Source organism: Amycolatopsis umgeniensis (assembly GCF_014205155.1).
GTDB classification, from domain to species: Bacteria; Actinomycetota; Actinomycetes; order Mycobacteriales; family Pseudonocardiaceae; genus Amycolatopsis; species Amycolatopsis umgeniensis.
This window is the reverse complement of record NZ_JACHMX010000001.1, coordinates 910,429-930,915: the sequence shown is the minus strand read 5'-3', so window position 1 is coordinate 930,915 and position 20,487 is coordinate 910,429. Positions and strand designations below refer to the sequence as shown.

17 protein-coding genes are annotated in these 20,487 nt (G+C 69.3%); 11 read left to right on the top strand and 6 right to left on the bottom strand.

Annotated elements, in window-relative coordinates; translation table 11 throughout:
* Positions 1-152: 152 nt before the first annotated feature.
* From HDA45_RS04005 to HDA45_RS03995, 3 genes are all read right to left on the bottom strand, one after another.
* A complete protein-coding gene (locus HDA45_RS04005; RefSeq protein WP_184891944.1) occupies positions 153-1,502 on the bottom strand; it encodes an MFS transporter in 1,350 nt (449 codons plus the stop codon).
* Positions 1,503-1,566: 64 nt separating this feature from the next.
* A complete protein-coding gene (locus tag HDA45_RS04000) occupies positions 1,567-2,349 on the bottom strand; it encodes an alpha/beta fold hydrolase (protein WP_184891943.1) in 783 nt (260 codons plus the stop codon).
* Positions 2,346-3,293 carry a LysR substrate-binding domain-containing protein gene (locus HDA45_RS03995; protein WP_184891942.1) on the bottom strand — a complete coding sequence of 316 codons (948 nt, stop codon included), beginning with the start codon at positions 3,291-3,293 and terminating at the stop codon, positions 2,346-2,348. Before HDA45_RS03995 ends, HDA45_RS04000 begins: the two co-directional genes overlap by 4 nt.
* Positions 3,294-3,379: 86 nt before the next feature.
* On the opposite strand from HDA45_RS03995, the gene HDA45_RS03990 reads away from it, so the two are divergent.
* The 5 genes from HDA45_RS03990 to HDA45_RS03970 all read left to right on the top strand — a co-directional run bounded on the left by HDA45_RS03990 (position 3,380) and on the right by HDA45_RS03970 (position 8,361).
* Positions 3,380-4,528: an acyl-CoA dehydrogenase family protein gene (locus HDA45_RS03990; protein ID WP_184891941.1), complete on the top strand. Its 1,149-nt coding sequence runs from the start codon at positions 3,380-3,382 to the stop codon at positions 4,526-4,528.
* A gap of 18 nt (positions 4,529-4,546) precedes the next feature.
* On the top strand, positions 4,547-5,701 hold the full coding sequence (locus HDA45_RS03985; protein ID WP_184891940.1) for a CaiB/BaiF CoA transferase family protein: 1,155 nt from the start codon (positions 4,547-4,549) through the stop codon (positions 5,699-5,701).
* Positions 5,698-6,498: an FAS1-like dehydratase domain-containing protein gene (locus tag HDA45_RS03980; protein ID WP_184891939.1), complete on the top strand. Its 801-nt coding sequence runs from the start codon at positions 5,698-5,700 to the stop codon at positions 6,496-6,498. Before HDA45_RS03985 ends, HDA45_RS03980 begins: the two co-directional genes overlap by 4 nt.
* Positions 6,495-7,313 carry an HpcH/HpaI aldolase/citrate lyase family protein gene (locus HDA45_RS03975; protein WP_184891938.1) on the top strand — a complete coding sequence of 273 codons (819 nt, stop codon included), beginning with the start codon at positions 6,495-6,497 and terminating at the stop codon, positions 7,311-7,313. The genes HDA45_RS03980 and HDA45_RS03975 overlap by 4 nt, the downstream gene beginning before the upstream one ends.
* A 94-nt stretch (positions 7,314-7,407) precedes the next feature.
* A complete protein-coding gene (locus HDA45_RS03970; protein WP_184891937.1) occupies positions 7,408-8,361 on the top strand; it encodes a helix-turn-helix domain-containing protein in 954 nt (317 codons plus the stop codon).
* Between the two features lie 138 nt (positions 8,362-8,499).
* Here HDA45_RS03970 and HDA45_RS03965 read toward each other — a convergent pair whose 3' ends face one another.
* On the bottom strand, positions 8,500-9,132 hold the full coding sequence (locus HDA45_RS03965; protein ID WP_184891936.1) for a TetR/AcrR family transcriptional regulator: 633 nt from the start codon (positions 9,130-9,132) through the stop codon (positions 8,500-8,502).
* Between the two features lie 48 nt (positions 9,133-9,180).
* Here HDA45_RS03965 and HDA45_RS03960 point away from each other — a divergent pair, with 48 nt between their 5' ends.
* Genes HDA45_RS03960 through HDA45_RS03950 form a run of 3 tightly spaced genes read left to right on the top strand, consistent with a single transcriptional unit; the run spans position 9,181 to position 12,451 of the window.
* Positions 9,181-10,128 carry a patatin-like phospholipase family protein gene (locus HDA45_RS03960; RefSeq protein ID WP_221471009.1) on the top strand — a complete coding sequence of 316 codons (948 nt, stop codon included), beginning with the start codon at positions 9,181-9,183 and terminating at the stop codon, positions 10,126-10,128.
* Positions 10,125-10,973 carry an SDR family oxidoreductase gene (locus HDA45_RS03955; protein WP_184891935.1) on the top strand — a complete coding sequence of 283 codons (849 nt, stop codon included), beginning with the start codon at positions 10,125-10,127 and terminating at the stop codon, positions 10,971-10,973. Before HDA45_RS03960 ends, HDA45_RS03955 begins: the two co-directional genes overlap by 4 nt.
* A complete protein-coding gene (locus HDA45_RS03950) occupies positions 10,970-12,451 on the top strand; it encodes a flavin-containing monooxygenase (protein WP_184891934.1) in 1,482 nt (493 codons plus the stop codon). Before HDA45_RS03955 ends, HDA45_RS03950 begins: the two co-directional genes overlap by 4 nt.
* Before the next feature lie 57 nt (positions 12,452-12,508).
* Here the strand turns inward: HDA45_RS03950 and HDA45_RS03945 are convergent, their stop codons facing one another.
* Both HDA45_RS03945 and HDA45_RS03940 read right to left on the bottom strand, forming a co-directional pair.
* Positions 12,509-13,261 carry a hypothetical protein gene (locus tag HDA45_RS03945; protein WP_184891933.1) on the bottom strand — a complete coding sequence of 251 codons (753 nt, stop codon included), beginning with the start codon at positions 13,259-13,261 and terminating at the stop codon, positions 12,509-12,511.
* A gap of 4 nt (positions 13,262-13,265) precedes the next feature.
* A complete protein-coding gene (locus HDA45_RS03940; protein WP_184891932.1) occupies positions 13,266-13,856 on the bottom strand; it encodes a papain-like cysteine protease family protein in 591 nt (196 codons plus the stop codon).
* A 373-nt stretch (positions 13,857-14,229) separates the two neighbouring features.
* Here HDA45_RS03940 and HDA45_RS03935 point away from each other — a divergent pair, with 373 nt between their 5' ends.
* From HDA45_RS03935 to HDA45_RS03925, 3 genes are all read left to right on the top strand, one after another.
* Positions 14,230-17,070 carry a helix-turn-helix transcriptional regulator gene (locus HDA45_RS03935; RefSeq protein ID WP_184891931.1) on the top strand — a complete coding sequence of 947 codons (2,841 nt, stop codon included), beginning with the start codon at positions 14,230-14,232 and terminating at the stop codon, positions 17,068-17,070.
* A 172-nt stretch (positions 17,071-17,242) separates the two neighbouring features.
* The gene (locus HDA45_RS03930; RefSeq protein WP_184891930.1) at positions 17,243-18,700 is read left to right on the top strand and encodes a trypsin-like serine protease; all 1,458 of its coding nucleotides are present in this window, start codon (positions 17,243-17,245) and stop codon (positions 18,698-18,700) included.
* 27 nt (positions 18,701-18,727) lie between these two features.
* Positions 18,728-20,266 carry a S8 family serine peptidase gene (locus HDA45_RS03925; RefSeq protein WP_184891929.1) on the top strand — a complete coding sequence of 513 codons (1,539 nt, stop codon included), beginning with the start codon at positions 18,728-18,730 and terminating at the stop codon, positions 20,264-20,266.
* Positions 20,267-20,487 lie beyond the last annotated feature (221 nt).

Below are 20,487 nucleotides of genomic sequence, written 5' to 3'. Positions count from 1 at the left end.
ACCCCCGGCAGTCGCTGTCACCCCCGTACCTCCTTGGCCGAAGAGCTGCCATCGCTCTCGGCTGTTGCCGAGATCCGGCCACGGTCCGTCGCGGAAACCGTCCCTCATCGGCACCCACCTGTAACCCGCCGTCGCCAAAATCCGGCAAAACCTCACCTGACAAGAGAATCCCGGGCTGGCAAAGCTGAAACCTCCAGAGAGGAACCACGCGAAGGTTCCCGCACCACCAGAGTCGCCACGAACGTCAGCGCGATACATCCGGTGACCCACCAAAAGAACACGCTCTCGTGTCCGGCCTGCTTCAACGCCAGAGCGATCGGCTCCGACAGCCCGCCGAAGATCGCGGTCGCCAGGGCGTGCGGAAGTCCGACGCCGAGGGCGCGGACGTTGGTGGGGAACATTTCCGCCTTGATGATCGCCGACAAAGCCGTGTAGCCGCTGAGGAAGATCAGTGCCGTGATCATGAGCAGAAATGCCATCCACGGATCTGACGTCTTGCCGACGAGGGTCATGATCGGGACGGTCAGGAGCATGCCGCCGATGGAGAAGCCGAACATGACCGGGCGGCGGCCCCAGCGGTCGGAGAGGGCGCCGGCGACGGGCTGCATGAAGACGAACAGGAACAGGGCCGCGAAACCGATGAGCGAGGCGGTCGGTTTGGGGATGCCCGCGGTGTTCACCATGTACTTCTGCAGGTAGCTGGTGAAGGTGTAGAACGCCACCGTGCCGCCGATCGCGAGACCGAGCACCGCGAGGACCTGGCGGAAGTGCGAGCGAAGCAGGATCCGGAGCCCGCCGCGGGGGCTCGAACCAGACGCACGAGAGAGCTGGAAGTGTTCCGACTCCATCATGCTGCGGCGGAGGTACATCACGACGAGCCCGGCGATCGCGCCGAGCGCGAACGGGATCCGCCAGCCCCACGCGTACATCTGCGCTTCGGTCAGCAGCGACTGCATCACGATCATCACCAGCAGGGCCGCGAGCTGGCCGACGGTGATCGAGACGTACTGGAAGCTCGAGTAGAACCCACGTCGCCGCGAAGTGGCGATTTCGGACAGGTAGGTCGCGCTCGAACCGAACTCACCGCCGACAGAGAGGCCTTGCGCGAGCCTGGCGACCACGAGGATCACGGGCGCGAGGATGCCGATCGACGCGTAGCCGGGTGTGACGGCGATGGCCAGCGAGCCGAAGCTCATCAGCGTTACCGACAGGGTCAGCGCCGCCCGGCGGCCGAACTTGTCCGCGTACAGGCCCAGAAGCCAGCCGCCGAGCGGACGCATCAGGAAGCCGACAGCGAACACGACGGCCGTGGAGAGCAGTTGGGCCGTCAGATTTCCCTCGGGGAAGAAACTGGCCGCGAAATAAATACTGAACGAGGCGTAGACGAACCAGTCGTACCACTCGACCAGGTTTCCGAGGCAGCCTCGGATCACGTTCGCGACGACGCCGGGTTGCTTGTGCGGCAAGGGAAGCTCCTTCGCTCCGGGAATGCCGACCATCATGAGCTGTGATCCCCGCGGTTGAGAAATAGAAATCCGCGATGGGCACATACCCGGCAGGCATGGTCTAACCCAGGAAGTCGCCGACCAGATCACTCGCTTCCGGGCGGCATTCGTCGAAGTAGGCGTGCCGCGCTCCGGCGAAGAGATGCATGCGCGCGTCGGGAATCCGCTCGGTCAGCAGGGGCGCGTTCGCCGGCGGCGCGAGCAGGTCGTCGTCGCCGTGGAGGACCAAGGTCGGCGCCTTGATCTCCGGAAGCACGTCCCAGGCGTCGTGGGTGTTGCTCGCGACGAGATGCCCGCGGACCGCGTGCGGCGGCATGCCGTGAGCGCCCAGCACCCGGTACGGGCCGGGATGCGCGGCCCGCCAAGCGGGTGTGTACATCAGGTTCTCCAACGTCTCCCGCGCTTCGGCCGAGGAGCGCCGGGCGAGGGCGAGCCGCACGTCGTTCGACCGCTCGACACCGTGCGTGCCACCCGGTGAGGTGCAGCCGAGGACGAGCCGCCGGACCCGGCCGGGATACCGCGCGGCGACCCACTGTGCGACGCGGCCGCCCATCGAGGTGCCGTAGACGTCGGCCTCTTCGACGCCGAGTCCGTCGAGGACCGCGATCACGTCGTCCGCGAAACCCTGGGTCGAGTAAGCGATATCGGGTGCGTCGCTGGCTCCGGTCCCGCGATAGTCCATGGTGATCGTGCTCGGGAAATCCCCGCGCGTGCGGTCCCACCACGTGTGGTCGTTCGCCTGCCCGGCCAGCAACACGAGCGGCCTGCCCGTCCCGTGCCAGTGGTAGGCCAGCCGGGTGCCGTCCGGCGCGACGGCGTGGCCGGTGCGGGGGAGCGTGGTCATCCTTCTCCTGTTCGGTCGTCCCAGAGCCGGGCCGAGGGCCATTCGCCCTCCTTCACGGTCTGGTGGATCTGCTGGACCAGTGCCCGCGCGACGGCGTCCACGGCGGGTGTGACACGGCCGGTCCTGGGCATCCCGAGAACGACCGTGCGCCAGACCTCCGGTTCGCCGACCGGGGCCGCGCTCAGGGTGCCGTCGGCGACGTCCGCGGCGATACCGATGCCGGGCAGGATCGTCCAGCCGTGCCCGCCGAGCACGAGGCGTTTCTGCAGCGTCATGGAGTTGGTCTGCACGGTGACCTCCGCTTCGGCGCCCGCCTCGCGGGCCGCGCCGTCGATGAGGGTGCGCAGCGCGTGCCCTTCGGACGGCATGACGAGGGGATGCGCGGCCACCTCCGCGAAAGGCACGGGCCTCGTGGGGTCCAGCCCGGCAGACGGGGGAGCGACCGCCCAGAGCCGTTCGCGGACCAGCGGGCGGACGTTGAGCGACGGCGTGCTGGTCAGGTTGTAGAGCAGGCTCAGGTCGACGTCGCCGTCGTCGATCCATCGCTGGAGATGCCCCGAGTACGCGGTGAGCAGCCGCAATTCGATACCTGGATGGTCGCGCAGCACGGCCGTCGTCAAGGGCGCGGCGAGCCGTTCGGCGGCGCTCTCCAGCAGGCCGACCGTGACGATCCCGGTGACCACACCGGGCGTCGGAGCCAGCTCGGCCCTGGCCCTGTCGAGTTCCGTGAGCGCGCGCCGAGCGCGTTCGACGAGCGTCGCGCCCGCCTCGGTCGGGCGCATCCCGTGGCGGGTCCGCTCGAACAACGGGACGCCCAGTTCCTGCTCCAGGGTGCGGATCTGCCGCGTGACCGCGGGTTGGACCAGGTGCAGCAGTTCGGCCGCGCGGGTCACGCTGCCGACCTCGGCGATCGTCACCAACGCCTTGAGCTGCTTGAGGTCCACCGTCGTCCCCTGTCATCGCGGTCCGGTATGCGGCAATCACGATTCGGTATTTCACTTACCTTGTCATCATCGCTCATGATAACAACATGACCGAAGAAGAGGCTGCGATCGTCGAGCTGGTGGCGGAGTTCGTGGATCGCGAAGTCCGGCCCGTCGCACGAGAGCTCGACCACACGGACACGTATCCCGAAAAGCTCATCGACCAGATGAAGGCGATGGGCGTCTTCGGGCTGGCCGTACCCGAGCCCTGGGGCGAGACGCTGGTCTCCGCCCAGTGCTACGCGCTGGTGACCGAGGAACTCGCGCGCGGCTGGATGAGCCTCGCCGGCGCGATGGGCGGTCACACCGTGGTCGCGAAACTCCTCGCCACGTACGGCACACAGGAGCAGAAGGACGCCTACCTGCCGAAGATGGCGACAGGCGAGATCCGCGCGACGATGGCCCTCACCGAACCCGGCGGCGGCTCGGACCTGCAGGCCCTCCGCACCACGGCGCGCCGCGTCGGTGACGAGTACCTCGTCAACGGCAGCAAGACCTGGATCACCAACGCGCGCCGGTCGCAGCTGGTCGCGCTGCTGTGCAAGACCGACCCGGCCGCGGAACCGGCGCACCAGGGGATCTCCGTCCTGCTCGTCGAGAAAGGCCCCGGCTTCCAGGTCTCGCGGGATCTGCCCAAGCTCGGGTACAAGGGCGTCGAGAGCTGCGAACTCTCTTTCGACGACTTCCGCGCCCCGGTCACGGCGCTGCTCGGCGGCGAGGAAGGACGCGGCTTCGCCCAGATGATGCGCGGCCTGGAGATCGGCCGGATCCAGGTCGCCTGCCGGGCGCTCGGCGTCGGCCGCGCCGCGTTGGAGGATTCCCTGCGCTACGCCCAGGAACGCGAGAGTTTCGGCAAGCCGATCTGGCAGCACCAGTCGATCGGCAACTATCTTGCGGACATGGCGACCAAGCTCGAAGCCGCACGCCAGCTGGTGCACCACGCGGCGCGGCGCCACGACTCGGGAGAGCGCGCGGATCTGGAGGCGGGGATGGCGAAACTGTTCGCTTCCGAGGCCGCGATGGAGATCGCGCTCGACGCTGTCCGCATCCACGGCGGCTACGGCTACTCGACCGAGTTCGACGTCGAGCGGTACTTCCGCGACGCGCCACTGATGATCGTCGGTGAAGGCACCAACGAGATCCAGCGCGGCGTGATCGCGCGCCAGCTGATCGAACGGCACCGCATCCCGTCCTGACGCACCAAGGAAGGCAGTATGCGCCACCCACTCGAGGGAATCACCGTCGTCGCGCTGGAGCAGGCCGTCGCCGCGCCGTTCGCCTCGCGCCAGCTCGCCGACCTCGGCGCGCGGGTCATCAAGATCGAACGTCGCGGCGTCGGCGACTTCGCCCGCGACTACGACCGGACCGTGCACGGGCAGTCGAGCTACTTCGTCTGGCTCAACCGGGGCAAGGAAAGCGTCGAACTCGACATCAAGGATCCGGCCGACCGGGCCCTGCTCGGCGCGATGATCGGCCGGGCGGACGTGTTCGTCCAGAACCTCGTCCCCGGTGCGGTGGAACGGCTCGGTCTCGACGCCGCCACGCTGCGCGCCGAGCGGCCGGAGCTGATCCACTGTTCGATCTCGGGCTACGGTCCCGAAGGTCCATATCGGACGAAGAAGGCCTACGACCTGCTGGTGCAGTGCGAAACCGGGCTCGTGATGTCCACCGGCACCCCGGAGACCCCGGCCAAGGCGGGGATCTCGATCGCCGACATCGCCACCGGGATGTACGCCTACACCGGCATCCTCACCGCGCTTTACGATCGCGAGCGCACCGGAGAGGGCGCGAGCCTGCACGTCGCGATGATCGACTCGCTCGGCGAATGGATGAGCCAGCCCGCCTATTTCTCCCGGTACGGTCAGGAGCCACCGAGGCGTACGGCGGCGTCCCATCCGTCGATCTCGCCGTACGGGCCGTACGAAACCGGTGATGACAGGGTCTTCCTGAGTGTCCAAAGTGAACGGGAGTGGGTCGTGCTCTGCCAGGACGTCCTGGGGCGCGAAGAACTCGTCGACGATCCGCGCTTCCGGACCAACGACGATCGCGTCCGCAACGACGACGAACTCACCGCGATCCTCGAAGGGACCTTCCAAGGTTCGACCGCCGACGAGGTCGGCGAGCTGCTGGAGCGCGCCGGGATCGCCAACGCCCGGTTGCGGACGCCCGAGCAGTTCACCCGGCATCCGCAACTGACCGCGCGGAATCGCTGGCGCAAGGTGGACACCCCGGCCGGTGCGCTGGAGGCGTTGCTCCCGCCTGTCGAGGTGGCGGGCCGGGAACCGGTGATGGGGCCGGTTCCGGCGCTGGGCGCGCACAACGAGGCGATCCGGGCCGAATTCGGTCCGGGCGAGGAGGTTCGAGGGTGAAAGAGGTTCTGCAGCCCGGCCCGGCGGAGGCGCTGAGCTCACTGCTCGACGTCGAGATGCCGGACCTGGAGCGCGACGGCCTGCCGTTGCTGTGGCATTGGTTCTATCTGCTGGACCGGCCCGCGCAGGCCGATCTGGGGCCGGACGGACATCCGGTCCGCGCCACGATCCCCGCGCCGCCCGAGCCGGGACGCCGCCGGATGTGGGCGGGCGGACGGGTGAGGACGCTCGGGCCGCTCCTATGCGGACTGCCCGCGACCCGGCGTACGGAAGTGCTTTCCGTACAGGAGAAACAAGGTCGCACCGGGCGGCTGACCTTCGTCGTGACCCGACACGAGATCGTCCAGGACGGCCGGGTCGTGGTCGACGAGGAGCAGGATCTCGTCTATCGCGACGCCGCTTCCAGGCCCGCCGAGCCGGCCACCGAGGAGCCGGAGGTGCCGGTGGCCGAGGGGGAATGGGCGATCGACGTCTCGCCGACGCTGCTGTTCCGCTTCTCGGCGTTGACCTACAACGCCCACCGCATCCACTACGACCGCGACTACGTCCGGGATGTCGAGGGCTATCCGGGGCTGCTCACCCACGGGCCGTTGCAGGCGCTCGCGATGGCCGAGGCCGCGCGGCGGCGGGGGAGCGGTGGGGAGCTGGCCTTCGACTATCGCCTCGTCTCGCCGTTGTTCGACCACCAGGGCATGGTCGTCCGGGCCGAAGCCGGAGCGGACGGGACCGTCACCGCCGTGCGTGATCGCCACGGACGGCGGACCGCGACCGGAACGGTACGGAGCCTCGTCCGATGAGCGATCCCCTCGCCTCAGCGAAAACGTTCCTCTTCGTCCCTGGTCACCGGCCGGACCGGTTCGCCAAGGCCGCGGCCGGCGGTGCCGGCGTCGTGATCCTCGATCTGGAAGACGCCGTCGGGCCCGATCGGAAAGAGACCGCGCGCGAGCACGTCCGGGCGTGGCTGGAGGAAGGCCACCGGGCCGTCGTCCGGCTCAACGCCGCGGGAACCCCTTGGTACCAAGAGGATGTCGCGAGTGTCGGCCGCGCTCTCGCGGTGATGCTGCCCAAGGCCGAAGATCCCGCCGAGATCGACGCCCTCGCCGGACGGCTGCCCGGTATGCCGATTCTCCCGCTGGTGGAGACGGCGGCGGGGATCGTCGGCGCGGTGGCGATCTGCGGCGCGGACGCGGTGGTACGGCCCGCTTTCGGCAGCGTCGACCTGGCCGCGCAGCTCGGTGTGGACGATCGGTCGCACGAGGCGTTGCGGTACGCGCGATCCGCGCTCGTCGTCGCCGCCGCGGCCGCGGGAAAGGCGGCTCCGATCGACGGTGTCACCACGGCACTCGACGACGAGGCCGCGCTCATCGCGGATCTCGATCACGCCAAGACCTTGGGTTTCACCGGAAAACTGTGCGTGCATCCCCGTCAGGTGGCCGTCGCGAATCGCGGACTCGCCCCGTCGGAGAGCGAAATCGCCTGGGCGAGGGAGGTGGTCGCGCCGTCGGGCGACGGCTCGGTGGCCGTGGTGGACGGACGGATGGTGGACCGGCCGGTCGAACTGCGCGCCAGGGCGATCCTCGACAGCGCGGGTGAGCCATACCGACCAGCTTGATGACGCCGACTCGGACCTGGTAGTGCCCGCCGGTTGGCGGTAACGTTCCGGTAGCGGATTTTTCGTTACGGTGAACGGAAAAGAGGCGTAGCCGGTGCACGAACCGACAGTGACGGAGTTCGCGACCACCGATCCGGAACAGGCGCGTGCCTTGATCGCCGAGGCCTACCGCGACAATCGGTTGCGGGTGCGAGGCGCTGTCGCGAACTACCGTTTCGAGCACAAACGCTGTGACGTGGGAGATGTGCAGTTCGACCTCCTGCACAACACGCTGACCACGGAGGTCGTCATCCAGCCACTGGGCAGGTTGGTGCTGTTACGGGTGCTGGGCGGGGAAGTACAGGTCGAGGACGCCACCGGGGACCGCAGGCTGGCCACCGGTGACGTGTTCGTCGCCGCACATCCCGGCCAGGGCTACCGGACGGGGATGCACGGCACGCGTCTGCAGATCACCAGTATCGACCTGTCGCTGTTTTCCGGGATCGATCCGGCGCAGGACGGCGGGGCGATCGATCGGCTGTGCTACGAGCCGGTGGGTCAGGTGAAGGCGCGGCGATGGCGAAGGACGGTCGAGTACGTCAACGGGCTGTTCTCCGAACCGGACGTGGAGCACAATCCGCTGGTACTCGGCGCGGCGGGACGGCTGATGGCCGCCATGGCGCTGGAGACCTTCACCGCGGGTGCCGGCGACCCCCGGCCCGAGGATCGCGGCGACGCCATGCCGGACACGGTGCGCCGCGGGATCGCTTTCCTGGAGTCGAATCCCGATCTCGACCTCGGCGTCGCCGACATCGCCCGCGCGTGCCGGGTCTCGGTGCGTGCCCTGCAGCTGGCGTTCCGGCGGCATCTGGACACCACCCCCATGGCCTATCTGCGCCGGGTCCGGCTGGATCGGGCGCGGGCGGAACTCCGCGACGCCGAACCCGGAGCAGGCGCGACGGTCACCGGTCTCGCGGCGAAATGGGGTTTCCTGGACGGCAGCCGGTTCAGCGCGCAGTACCGCGCGGCCTTCGGTGAGTCGCCCAGCCAGACCCTGCGGAAGAACTGACGTTCGTTTTCGTCGGTGAAAGTCTGCGTTTTCGCTGGTAGCCCTTCGCTCCCCGGGCCTGTTTTGATGAAGCAGGCCCACCAGTACCGCCGAGCCCCCGCGCACTGGTGTGTCGTCGCCGGACCGGCCGGCTGGTTCTCACCGACGTGTCGCGATCCCGTCGTACATGACCCGTCGGACGGCCCGGCTCATCGCCGCCTGCCCCTCCGGGGACGGGTCGCGCAGCCCGGAGAGAACCGACGCGAGGATCATCCCGTTGATCGCCCGCGCGGTGGCGTCGACGTCCAGGTCCTCGTGCAGATAGCCCAGGTGGACGCCGTGGTGGAGGTAGCCCGCGGTCAGGTCCGCGGCGGTCTCGTAGAAGTCCAGCACCCGCTCCCGCATCTCGGCGTCGATACCCGCGGCCTCGAGCAGGAGGAACCGGGCCATCCGCGGGTCACTCCCGAAGATCTGCGCGAGCGCGTCGCCGATCCTCGCGCTCTGTTTGCGGTATTCGCCCAGGCTGCTGACCGCGTCCGGGGCGTTGTCCGCCGCCAGCGAGGCGACCACCTTCTCGACCAGATCCGTGATCACGTGGTCGACGATGTCCCGTTTGTTCTGGAAGTACCGGTAGAAGGTGCCGTGCCCGATGCCGAGCCGCGCGGCGATGTCGGCGATACCGGTCGCGTGGTAGCCGCGTTCGGCGAAACAGTCGAACGCGGTCTCCACGATCTCGCGCCGTAGTTCCTGCTTCTTCCGTGCGGCCCTGCTGACCGGGGTCTCCGTCGTCATCCCGCCAGCTTATTGCCCCGGACGTTCAAATGACATACCGTTCCGGAAATGACACGTCATTCCGCAAGAGCGCTGGTGCTCGGCTGCGGCGGGACCTCGGGCTTCGCCTGGACCGCGGCGGTCCTCGAAGCGCTGCACACCCGGACAGGCTGGGACCCGCGCGAGGCGGACGTCCTGATCGGGACCTCGGCCGGTGCCGAGGCGGTGGCCATGCTCGGGGCGGGCATCCCGGCGAAGGCGATCCTCGGCGCGCTGGCCGGGGCGCCGGACGGCGATCCCGTGGTGGCCGCCCACGTCAGCCGGGTGCCGAACCGGTTCCCGCCGGTACCGTTCCCGCGGTGGCCCGCGGCCAAGCTGGTCCGGGCCGCGCTGCAGCGGGACGTCGACACGCTCGCCGGTCTCGCGGGGCTCCTGCCCCTGGGCAGGGGAGACGCCGGTTGGCTCCGCGAACTCGGGGACGCGCTGGCGCCCGGCGGCTGGGTGCCGCATCCCGCGACCTGGCTGGTGGCCACGGATCCGGCGGGCGGGCGGGTCGCTCTCGGCGCCGAAGACGCGCCACCCGCCCGGCTCGGCGAGGCGATCGCCGCGTCCTGGGCGATCCCTGGCTGGTTCCCACCGTCCGTTGTGGACGGACGACCGCTGCTCGACGGCGGGACGGTTTCGCCGACCTCGGCCGATCTCCTGCTGGGGCATGACGTCGGCGAGGTCGTGCTGATCGCGCCGATGAGCAGTGAAGGCGGTGCTCCGGCCCGCGGTCCGGCCCGGCTGGAACGCCTGCTGCGGACAGCGATGACCAGACGCGTCGACGACGAGGCGCGGAGGCTGCGCGCGGCGGGAGTCCGAGTGGTCCGGATCGAACCAGGACCGGCCGATCTCGCCGCCATGGGCGCCAACTTCATGGACGGACGGCGCCGGGAGCACGTGCTCGCCACGGCGTCGAGGACGGCGCCAGGCCTGGTCGCCGACGCCTTCGCACGAGAGGGAGTGCGCGCATGAGCAAGTATCCGGACCTCGACCTCGATGGGGCGCATGTGGCGATCACCGGCGCGGGGCAGGGCATCGGCCGCGCGACCGCGGAACGGATGGCCGCTCTCGGCGCGCGCGTGTCCATCGGCGACCTCGACCTCGAAGCCGCGAAACGCACCGCCGCCGACATCGGCGGGACGGCGCACCTTCTCGACGTCGCCGACCAGGTCTCCTTCGCCGCCTTCCTCCGGGACGCCGAACAGGCGAACGGGCCGCTCGCGGTACTCGTCAACAACGCCGGGATCATGCCGAACGGCGGTTTCCTCGATCTCTCCGACGCGCTGAACCGGGCGACCATGGAGGTCAACGTCTTCGGCGTCGTCCACGGTATGCGGCTGGCCCTGCCCGGAATGCTGGAGCGAGGCAGGGGACATGTCGTCAACGTCGCTTCGCTGGCCGGGAAATTCCCCGTCAAGGGACTGGCGATCTACAACGCCAGCAAGTTCGCCGTCGTCGGGCTGACAGCGGCGACCCGGCTGGAGTACGCGCCGCACGGGGTGAGCGTCTCCGCCGTGCTGCCTTCGGCTGTCGACACGGCGCTCGCGTCGGGGCTCGACATGCGGCCGATCCCGAAGGTGAAACCGGGCCGGATCGCCGACGCCGTCGTGGATTCCGTCCGCACCAGGGCCGCGGAGATCGCCGTGCCCGGCTACGTCGGCGCGCTCGCGTCCCTCGCCGCCATCACACCGGAACCGGCGCTCAACGCCTTCCGCCGCCTGATGCGGGACGACCGGGCCCTGCGCCCCGATTCACCGGAGCGGGACGGCTACCGCGCCCGCCTCCACCAGGACACCCACCGGGAGGAAAACGCATGAACGCGCAGTACGACGCCGTCGTCGTCGGGGCCGGTTTCGGCGGGATGGGCGCGGCGATCCAGCTCAACCGGCTCGGCTACGACAATCTGCTCATCCTCGAACGCGAGTCCGACCTCGGCGGCACCTGGCACGTGAACCGCTACCCGGGGCTGGCCGTCGACATCCCTTCCGCCACCTACTCGTACTCGTTCGAGCCGAACCCGCACTGGTCGCGCCTTTTCGCGCCGGGCGCGGAACTCAAGCGGTACGCCGAACACGTCGCGGACAAGTACCGGCTGCGGCGCTACATGCGCTTCGGCACTGTTGTCACCGGCGCGGTCTGGGACGAGGCGAACGCGCACTGGACGGTCTCGCGCGCCGACGCCGAGCCGGTCACCGCCAAGTACCTCCTCACCGCGACCGGATTCCTTTCCCAGCCCAAGAAACCCGACATCGCCGGGATCGAGACCTTCGGCGGCAAGGTCATCCACACCACCGCCTGGGACGACGGCTACGACCTCGCGGGCAAACGCGTGGCGGTGATCGGCACCGGCGCGACAGCCGTCCAGCTGATCCCCGAGATCGCGAAGGTCGCACGGGAACTCAGCGTGTACCAGCGGACCCCGATCTGGGTGAGCCCCAAACTGGACTTCCCGGTGCCCAAGGCGGTCCGGCGCGCTTTCGCGGCTGTCCCGCTCACCCAGCGCGTCGCCCGGCTGACCGGGACGGCCCTGCTGGAACTGATGATGGTCTCCGGTGTCCTGCACTACAAGCAGCTGCCGATCGCGAACCGGCTCGGCAAGCTGTGGTGCCAGGCGCATCTCCGCCGTCAGGTGCGGGATCCGGGACTGCGCGCGGAACTGACGCCGCGCTATTCGTTCGGCTGCAAGCGCCCGACGTTCTCCAACGAGTACTACCCGTCCTTCACCAAGGACCACGTGCACCTGGAGACGAAGTCCATCGCGAAGATCGACGAGACCGGCATCGAGACCGCCGACGGCGGGCGGAGGGACATCGACGTCCTGGTGCTGGCGACCGGCTTCGACCTGTGGGAGGCGAACTTCCCGGCGGTCGAGATCATCGGCCGCGGCGGCCGTGACCTCGGGAAGTGGTGGCGGGAGAACCGGTTCCAGGCCTACGAGGGCGTCGCGATCCCCAAGTTCCCCAACTTCATCTCGCTCAACAGCCCGTATTCCTACTCCGGACTGTCCTACTTCACCACCATCGAGACGCAGATGCGGCATATGGACCGGCTTTTCGGCGCGATGCGGCGGCGCGGCGCGACCGAGTTCGAGGTCACGCAGCAGGCCAACGACGCTTTCCTCGACCGGATGACCGAACGCCTCGGCGACTCGATCTTCACGCTCGGGAACTGCGCTCCGGCGAACAGCTACTACTTCAACCCGCACGGGGAGGCGACGTTGCTCCGGCCGTCCTCCACCTTGAACGCGATCAAGGAGGCGGGGAGTTTTCCGATCGAGGACTACACCTTCGCGTAGCTGAAGGGCGCTTTCCCCGCATGACACGCGGGGAAAGCGCCCTTCAGTCCTTGGTGCTTACTGCCGCCGGAGCCGGAGCGTGACGGCCGCGCCCGCCGCGGCGAGGAAGACCGCGCCGAGCGCGTACGGCCACCACGGCACCGAGTCGTCGCCGACCGGGGAGGCACCGTAACCGCCGGCCGCGCCGGTACGGTCGTAGGTCGAGCCGGGCAGCTTGTCGCCGTAGCGGCTCTGCAGGGCCTCACGGTAGGCGGCGAGAGTCATCGTCTCGCCGGTCTTCGCCACCGACGAGCCGTCGAGGACGGTCACCTTGTCCCCGTCGACGGCGTACCAGGCACCGGCCTGCGGTTCGCTCAGGAGGTAGCCCTTGCCGGTCCGCGCCGCGAGGCGCTTCTCGACGTCGCCCGAAGCGACGTTGTAGACCGACCAGCCCGACCCTTCGCGCTGTGACCAGACCGTCGCCGCGTCGCCGTTGCCCAGGGTGGCTGGGGTGGCGACGTAGGCGAGTTCGGCGGGGACGGCCGACGTTCCGGCGATGAAGCCCGCGGTCGGCTGGTAGACCGCCACCGGCGTCCGCGGATCGGCCTTGGCGGTCCTGGCCGCGAGGGCCGTGTCGGCCTTGGCGGCGCCGGGGAACACCGCCTTGGCGAGCCGCTGGGTGGTCGCGTCGCTGGTGACCACTGTGGACACCGCGGCGAGGTCGGCGGCGGTGGGCGCGCCGCTGGGGGCGTCGGCCGCGGACGCCTGGCCGCCGAGCGCCAGTGACAGTCCGAGGGCGAGGATCGTGGCGCCGAGGAAGGTTCGCTTCATGGTTTCAGTCCTTGATCCCGTAGACGGTGTGGGTCCAGGTGAACGAGTTGTTGGACCGATAGGCGTTGTAGCTCATCTGGTTGTAGCGGGGGCTCGAACCCCACGGGTCGCCGTAGTAGACCGTCGTCGCGCCATTGGTGTTGTCGTAGCCGTAGAGCACGTGCATGTGGCCGCCACCGTTGCGCCAGCCGATCCGGGTGCCGATCGGCTGCCGTGCGTCGACCTGCCCCTTGATCGAGGCGAAGCTCAGCGTCTGGCCCGACGAGCTGTAGGTGCCGACGTTGCTGAACCCGAGCCAGCGGAACACGCGCTGCTGATCGCTCAGGTAGCCCTGGTTGTTCGCACAGTCCGAACCGGACTCGTTGTGCGCGACCTGGCAGAACTTCGTCTGGGAGATGCTGTGCCCCCACCAGGCGGCGATGGTGTTGCCGCTGGCGTCCCAGCACCAGTTGCTCTTCTCCTGCGCCTGCATCTTGATCGGGATCGTGGTGGCCGCCGTGATCACGGGCGCCGCGGAGGCGGGCGCCTGGAGGGCGACCATCGCGGCGACACCGGCGCAGGCCGTGGCCAGCCCGCGCCTGAATGAGGTCTTCACCGTCGGAACACTCCTAACTGGATGGTCGAACGCGAAGCACGCGCGGGTGGCTACCCGGAGGGGACAGGTGGGGATTTCGGCTACCCGAATGGGTGGCCGACCGGCGCGGGCAGGGGACTTGCGCTGTGGCGATGTAACAGAAGGGCACTGCGAACAGACTGAGATTCACCCTCCGGGGGTATCCGTGGCAAGGTGCACGGCAATACCTAAGGGTCCGTATTGCCGATGCGGGGATTCGCTCCGCGCAGGTCGGCGTCGCCCGATCGAGTTAACTCGGTGACTCCGGTGGTGTGGACCAGCGGAAAGCGTGCGGCGCTCGGTCACTGTTCGTGTTCCCGCCTTTCGGCGGGTGTCCTATCGGTATGGTCCGAGCATGCCGACGATCGGTGCGGCACCGGTGTTCGTGGCCCGCGACGCCGAACTGGCCGAACTGGTGCGCGTCACCTCGAGCCCGCCGTCGGTCGCCGTCGTCGAGGGCGAACCGGGTGTGGGCCGGAGCCGTCTGCTCGCAGAACTGGCCGCCCACCCCGGGATCGCGTCGCGCGTGGTCTGGTCCGCCCGCTGTGGTTCGTTCGCGCGGCCGTGCCGCCTGGCGCCCTTGGTCGACGCGCTGCTCGGGAAGAGTGAGGTGGCCGCCGCCCACGCGGCGGATTTCTCCCCGGTGACCGGCGTCCTGCGGCGGCTGATCCCCGAATGGTCGCCGTGGCTGCCGCCGTTCCCGGAGAACGCGGACGCCGAGACCGTCCGGCAGCAGGAATTCCGCGCCGTGCGCGAAGTCCTGACCGGCTGCGGTCCGGCGGTCCTGATGCTCGACGACGTCCACTGCGCCGACGACGACACGTGGGAGTTCCTGCGCGGGCTCGCGGCGTCCCCCGCGCCGCGGCTGAGCGTGGTGCTCAGCTCGGTGACGTACGGACCGCGGCGATTCCCGCCGATGCGCGAGACCGCCGCGTATCTCTCGCTTCCCGCGTTCACCTCCGTCCAGGTGCGGACGCTGCTGGACGCGACCTTCGGCCGCTGTGCGCCGGATTTCGCCGAAGCGGCGCACCGGCGGACGTCCGGGATCGCCGTCGACCTGACCGCGCTGGTGCAGAGCGTCGGTGACACGGCCGAGTCGCTTTCGGCGGACAGACTGGCGTCGGCGGCCGCGCCACCGGTCGTGCGCGGCCGGATCGACGGGCTGATGGCGGCGATCGGCCCGGCCGCGCGGGACGTCGTCCGCGCGGCCGCGGTGCTGGGATCGTCCGCCGGGGAAGCGGATCTGGGCGCGGTGGCGGCATCCTCGTCCGGAGAGATCCCGGGCGCGGTCACCGAAGCCGTGGAAGCGGGACTGCTGCGGGATCTCGGACGAGGCCGATACGTCTCGGGGAGCCCGCTGATCGCCGAAGCCGTCTACGCGTTGCTCCCCGGCCCGCAGCGGTGCGCGATGCACGGTCGCGCGGCCGCCCGGCTCGCCTCCGGCACGGAACCGTTCGCGTCGCTCATCGCCCGGCACGCGCGGCTGGCGGGCGATCTCGTCGCGTGGACACAGTGGACCGGTGTCGCCGTCGACAACGCCATCGAAGACGGCCGGACCGAGGAAGCGAGCCGTCTGCTCGAAGCGGCTTTGCGGGACGCCGACCTGCCGAGGACGGCACGCGAGTCGTTCGCCGTCCGGCTCGGCAGGGAGCTGCCGCGCAGTATCGCCCACGCCGGCACTGTCCGGCTGCTGCGGGAGATCCTGCGCGAATGGCCGCTGAGCAAGGCCGCGCGGGGCGAGATCCGGGTCCATCTCGGTCAGGTGCTGATCAACCAGGTCGGCAAGGTCGAAGCGGGCAGGCTCGAGATCGAACTGGGCGCGGCCGACCTCGGCAGGCGGCAGGCGCTGCTCGCCAGGGGGCTGGTCACGTTGGCGCTGCCGCATATCGGGACGGTGCCGGTCGAGGAGAACTTCCGCTGGCTCGACGAAGCCGAACAGGTGAGCAAGGGGGAACACGACGCCGGGCTGCTCGCCGCGATCGCGGCCAACCGGCTTTCGGCGCGGATGCAGATCGCCGATCCGGAGGCCTGGGAGGACATCGCGGCCCTGCCGCGGGCGCCGGAATCGGCCGAGGTCTGCCGCCAGGTGGCCCGGACCTACATCAACCTCGCCGACGCGGTGGCGTGGAACGGGCACTATCCGGTCGCGCGGGCCTATCTCACGACAGCGCGGCGGCTGATCCGCGACGACCACCAGCCCTATCTCGACGCACTCGCCGACGGCACCGAACTCCGGCTGGATCTCGCGATGGGGGAGTGGTCGAGCGTCGCCGAGAAGGCGCGGGCGATGCTGACGCGGGTCGACAAGGACAGTTCGCTCGCCGCCGAGCCGCTGCTCGTGCTCGGCTGGTACGAGTACGGGCAACACCGGCCGACGGCGGCACTGCGCAGTTTCGACGCGGCGTTCGCGCTTTCCGCGGGCAGTGTCCCGGTGCAGGCGTCGGCCTACGCGGGCCGCGTCGCGGTCCACCAGGCGGGCAAGGATCTGCAGGCCGCCCGGCGTCTGGCCGAGTACGGCCTGGAGACCGTGCGGCGCAAGAACAACTGGGTCTGGGCGGCCGAACTGATGCCGTTCGCCGTGCGCACCATGCTCGGGCTGGGGCAGCATGTCGAGGCGCGAGAACTGCTCGCGGAATACCGGCAGGGCATCGACGGCAAGGACACACCGGTCGCCAACGCGGCGGCGCTGCTGTGCCGGGGCATGCTCACCCAAGCCCGCGGCGAGACGCTCGCCGCGGGCGATCTGCTGCTCGGCGCCGCGCGGGCCTATCACGCGCTGCCTTTGCCGTATTTCGCCGCCTACGCCGACGAACTCGGGGCCGGATGCTTCTTGGAAGCCGGTGAACGGGAGCGTGCCGTCGCCTCTTTCACCACCGCGGAGACGGCGTACGCGAGCCTCGGCGCCGCCGTGGACGCGCTCCGCTGCCGCCGGTCACTGCGCCGCTGTGATCCGGAGATGCCCCGGCGCGGCCGCAAAGGGTACGGCGAAACGCTGTCGCCGAGGGAACTCGAGGTCGCCCGGCTCGCCGCCCGGAACCTCACCAACCGGGAGATCGGCGAGCGGCTGTTCCTGTCGCCGCGGACGGTCGAGATCCACGTCGGGCGCGCGCTGCGCAAACTGGGGCTGCCTTCGCGCACCGTCCTGACGGACGACCTGCTCCGCGACGCGTCCGGCGAGGGTTCCAAAACCGCCTGACCCATTCCTTAAGTGCCCTTATTCGGCGATTCGCTGGGTACGTCGCGGAGAAACCGCAGGTGGGAGCCGGTTTCTTTAAATGGGGGAATGATCGCCGAACTCCACTATTGTTCCGTTTCCGCCGCCGATCGACAGTTGTCGGGCAGTCGCGATTTCCCTGAAAGGAATCACCGTGAGCAGAAAACGGATCTTCGGCGTGGTCGCCCTGACCATGGCCGCGCTGGCGCCGGCGGCGGGTATCGCCGGTGCGGCACCGGACGGCACCCCACGCGCCATCGCCCCGACCGACGCCGCGCCCCTGCCGACGGGCGGCGTCCACGGCCAGAGCATCGGCGGCTCGCCCGCGTCGGTCAAGGACTACCCGTACGTGATCGCCGCCCTGCGGGAAGGCGGTTCGCGGCCGAAGGGGCAGAGCTGCTCCGGCTCGGTCATCGCGCCGCGGAAGGTCATGGTCGCGGCCCACTGCAAGGAACTGGCCGGCGAGAAGAGCGTCCTTTATGGACTGGACGACCTCAAGGGCGCCGGCGGCGCTCAGCTGAAGGCCGTCGACTACAAGCTGCATCCCAGGTTCACCCAGCCCTGGAACGGATACGACGTCGCGGTGATCACCGTCGACGGTGACATCCCGGTGCCGCCCGGCGGGTACGCGAAGGTCGCCACCTCCGCCGACACCGGTCTGGAGACGCCCGGCAAGGACGGGTTCAGCCTCGGCTACGGCAAGAAGGACATCAACGACTCGACCCAGGACGTCACGCTGCACAAGCTGACCCTGCCGATCGTCAACGCGAGCCAGTGCACCGGCGTGGAGAACGGCGTCGACCCGAAGACGATGATCTGCGCCGGGTACTCCGACGGCCGCAAGACCGTCCTGCCCGGTGACAGCGGTGGCCCGTTCGTCGTCAACGGGAAGGTCGTCGGGGTCACCTCCTGGAGCCGCAGCGATTTCCGCTGGTACAGCGTCTACAGCAGGCTCAACAACGAGATGGGGGACTGGGTCGCCGAGCAGATCGGCGGCGAGCAGCCGGGTGACGCCTTCACGCTGGCCGCGTCGCCGTCGTCGGTGAAGGTGCTGCCGGGGAAGTACGTGTCGGCGAGTGTCACGAGCAAGCCGGGTAAGAACGGGGCCGAGAACATCACGCTCTCGGCGTCGGGACTTCCCGAGGGCGCCAAGGCCACGTTCCAGCCTGCCACGATCAAGGCGGGCGAGGTGGCGAAACTGACCATCGAGACCGCGTCCGGAACCCCGGAAAAGGCTTACCAGGTCACGATTTCGGGTAAGGGCACCACCGAGACGGCGACCGCCGGGCTCACCCTCACCGTCGGGGCGGGCGAACCTCCCGTCGGCGATCTGAAGGTGACCGTGAACCCGTCGTCCGGGTCCGGGCGCGCGGGTTCGCTGGTGAGCGCCACCGTCACCGCGACCGGTGGCAGCGGTTCGATCACGCTGTCCGCCAGTGGTTCCGGGCTGCCGATCAACCCGATGTTCTCACCGCAGAGCGTGTCGAGCGGCGGCAGTTCGACCATGCAGGTCTTCGCGCCGTTCAAACCGGGGACGTACCCGGTCACGGTGACCGCCAAGGACAGCGGCGGCAAGACCGCGACCACCACGTACACCCTCACCGTCCAGTGATCTTCGCCGAAACAGAGGTGACCAGCCATGCGTGACAAGACGAAAACCCTGTTGGCACTAGGCCTGTTGACCCCGCTTCTCGCGCTCGGTGCCGGAACGGCCGTCGCCGCCGAGGCCGAAGGCGTGGTGATCCCCGCCAAGGAACACTACGGCGACCAGTACATCGTCGTCCTCCACGACGTCGCCGCTGCCGGGCAGGCAGCGTCTGTCGATCTGGCGAAGCGGTACGGCGGCGAGGTCCGCTCGGTCTGGGCCGCGACCGTCCGCGGCTTCTCGGCCAAGAGCATGACCCCGGCCGAAGCGCGGAAGCTGGCCGCGGACCCGTCGGTCAAGGCCGTCTACGAAGACGGCACCGCTCGCGGCACGGGCACCCAGCAGAATCCGACGTGGGGCCTGGACCGGGTCGACCAGAAGAACCTTCCGCTCGACAAGGCCTACACCTATCCCAACGAGGGCACGGGCGTCACCGCCTACGACCTCGACAGCGGTATCAACCCGTCGAACCCGGAATACGAAGGCCGCGCCAGCCTCGGCAAGGACTTCATGGGTGGCGACGGCAAGGACTGCAACGGGCACGGCAGTCACACGGCGGGCACGATCGCCAGCAAGACCTACGGCGTCGCGAAGAAGGTCAAGATCGTCGGGCTGAAGGTCTTGGGCTGCGACAACACCGGCCCGGACTCGGGCATCATCGACGCCGTCGACTGGGTGACGGCGAACGCCCAGAAGCCCGCGGTGGCGAACATGAGCCTGACCATGGACGCGCCCGGCGTCGGTGACGACGCGCTCAAGCGGTCGATCGCCTCGGGCGTCGTGTACGGAGTCGCGGCGGGCAACGCCTCCACCGACGCCTGCAACACCAGCCCGGCCCGGGTGCCGGAGGCGATCACCGTCAACGCCTCGGACTCCGCCGACAACCGGTCGTCGTTCTCCAACTACGGAAGCTGCACCGACATCTTCGCGCCCGGCACGAACATCACGTCGCTGAGCCCCACCAACGGTGGCTCGGCCGGCATGAGCGGGACCTCGATGGCGACGCCGCACGTCGTCGGCGCGGCCGCGCTCTACCTGTCGGCCAACCCGGGCGCGACGCCGCAACAGGTCCGGGACGCGCTGGTGAACGGCGCGACCGCGGGCGTCATCAAGAACGCGGGCAGCGGTTCGCCGAACAAACTGCTCAACGTCTCGTCCATCGGCACCGGCGGCCCCGGCCCGAAATGCGGCGCCAAGTCGAACACCACGCCGGTGTCCATTCCGGACGCCGGAGCCGCGGTGACCAGTTCGGTGACCCAGGAAGGCTGTGACGGCAAGGCTTCGTCGTCCTTGCCGGTCAAGGTGGACGTTTCGCACACCTACAGCGCCGACCTCGTCCTCGACCTGATCGGGCCGAGCGGCAAGGCCTACCGGCTCAAGGGTTCCGGCGGTGTCGGCTCGGCCGACGGCGTGCACCAGACCTTCACGGTCGACGCCTCCGGCGAGTCGGCGAACGGCACCTGGAAGCTGAGCGCGCAGGACGTCTATCGCTTCGACACAGGTTCGATCGACGGGTTCACTGTCACCTTCTGAACCCACTGAGTCTCGCCGGCAGGGCGGGGAGGGAAATCACCGGCGGGGCCGTGTTCGCGGCCCCGCCGGTGCGTTCGCGGGCTTGCCGTTCCGACCGCTTCTGGTGTGAAGGGGCCCTTCGTCCGCACCGTTCGACGCGGCCAGCCGTGCTCAGGCGACTACGCGACAGCTTCCGAACCGTGTCTTGACATTTAGGTAAGCCCACCCTTAGTTTCCCCCTG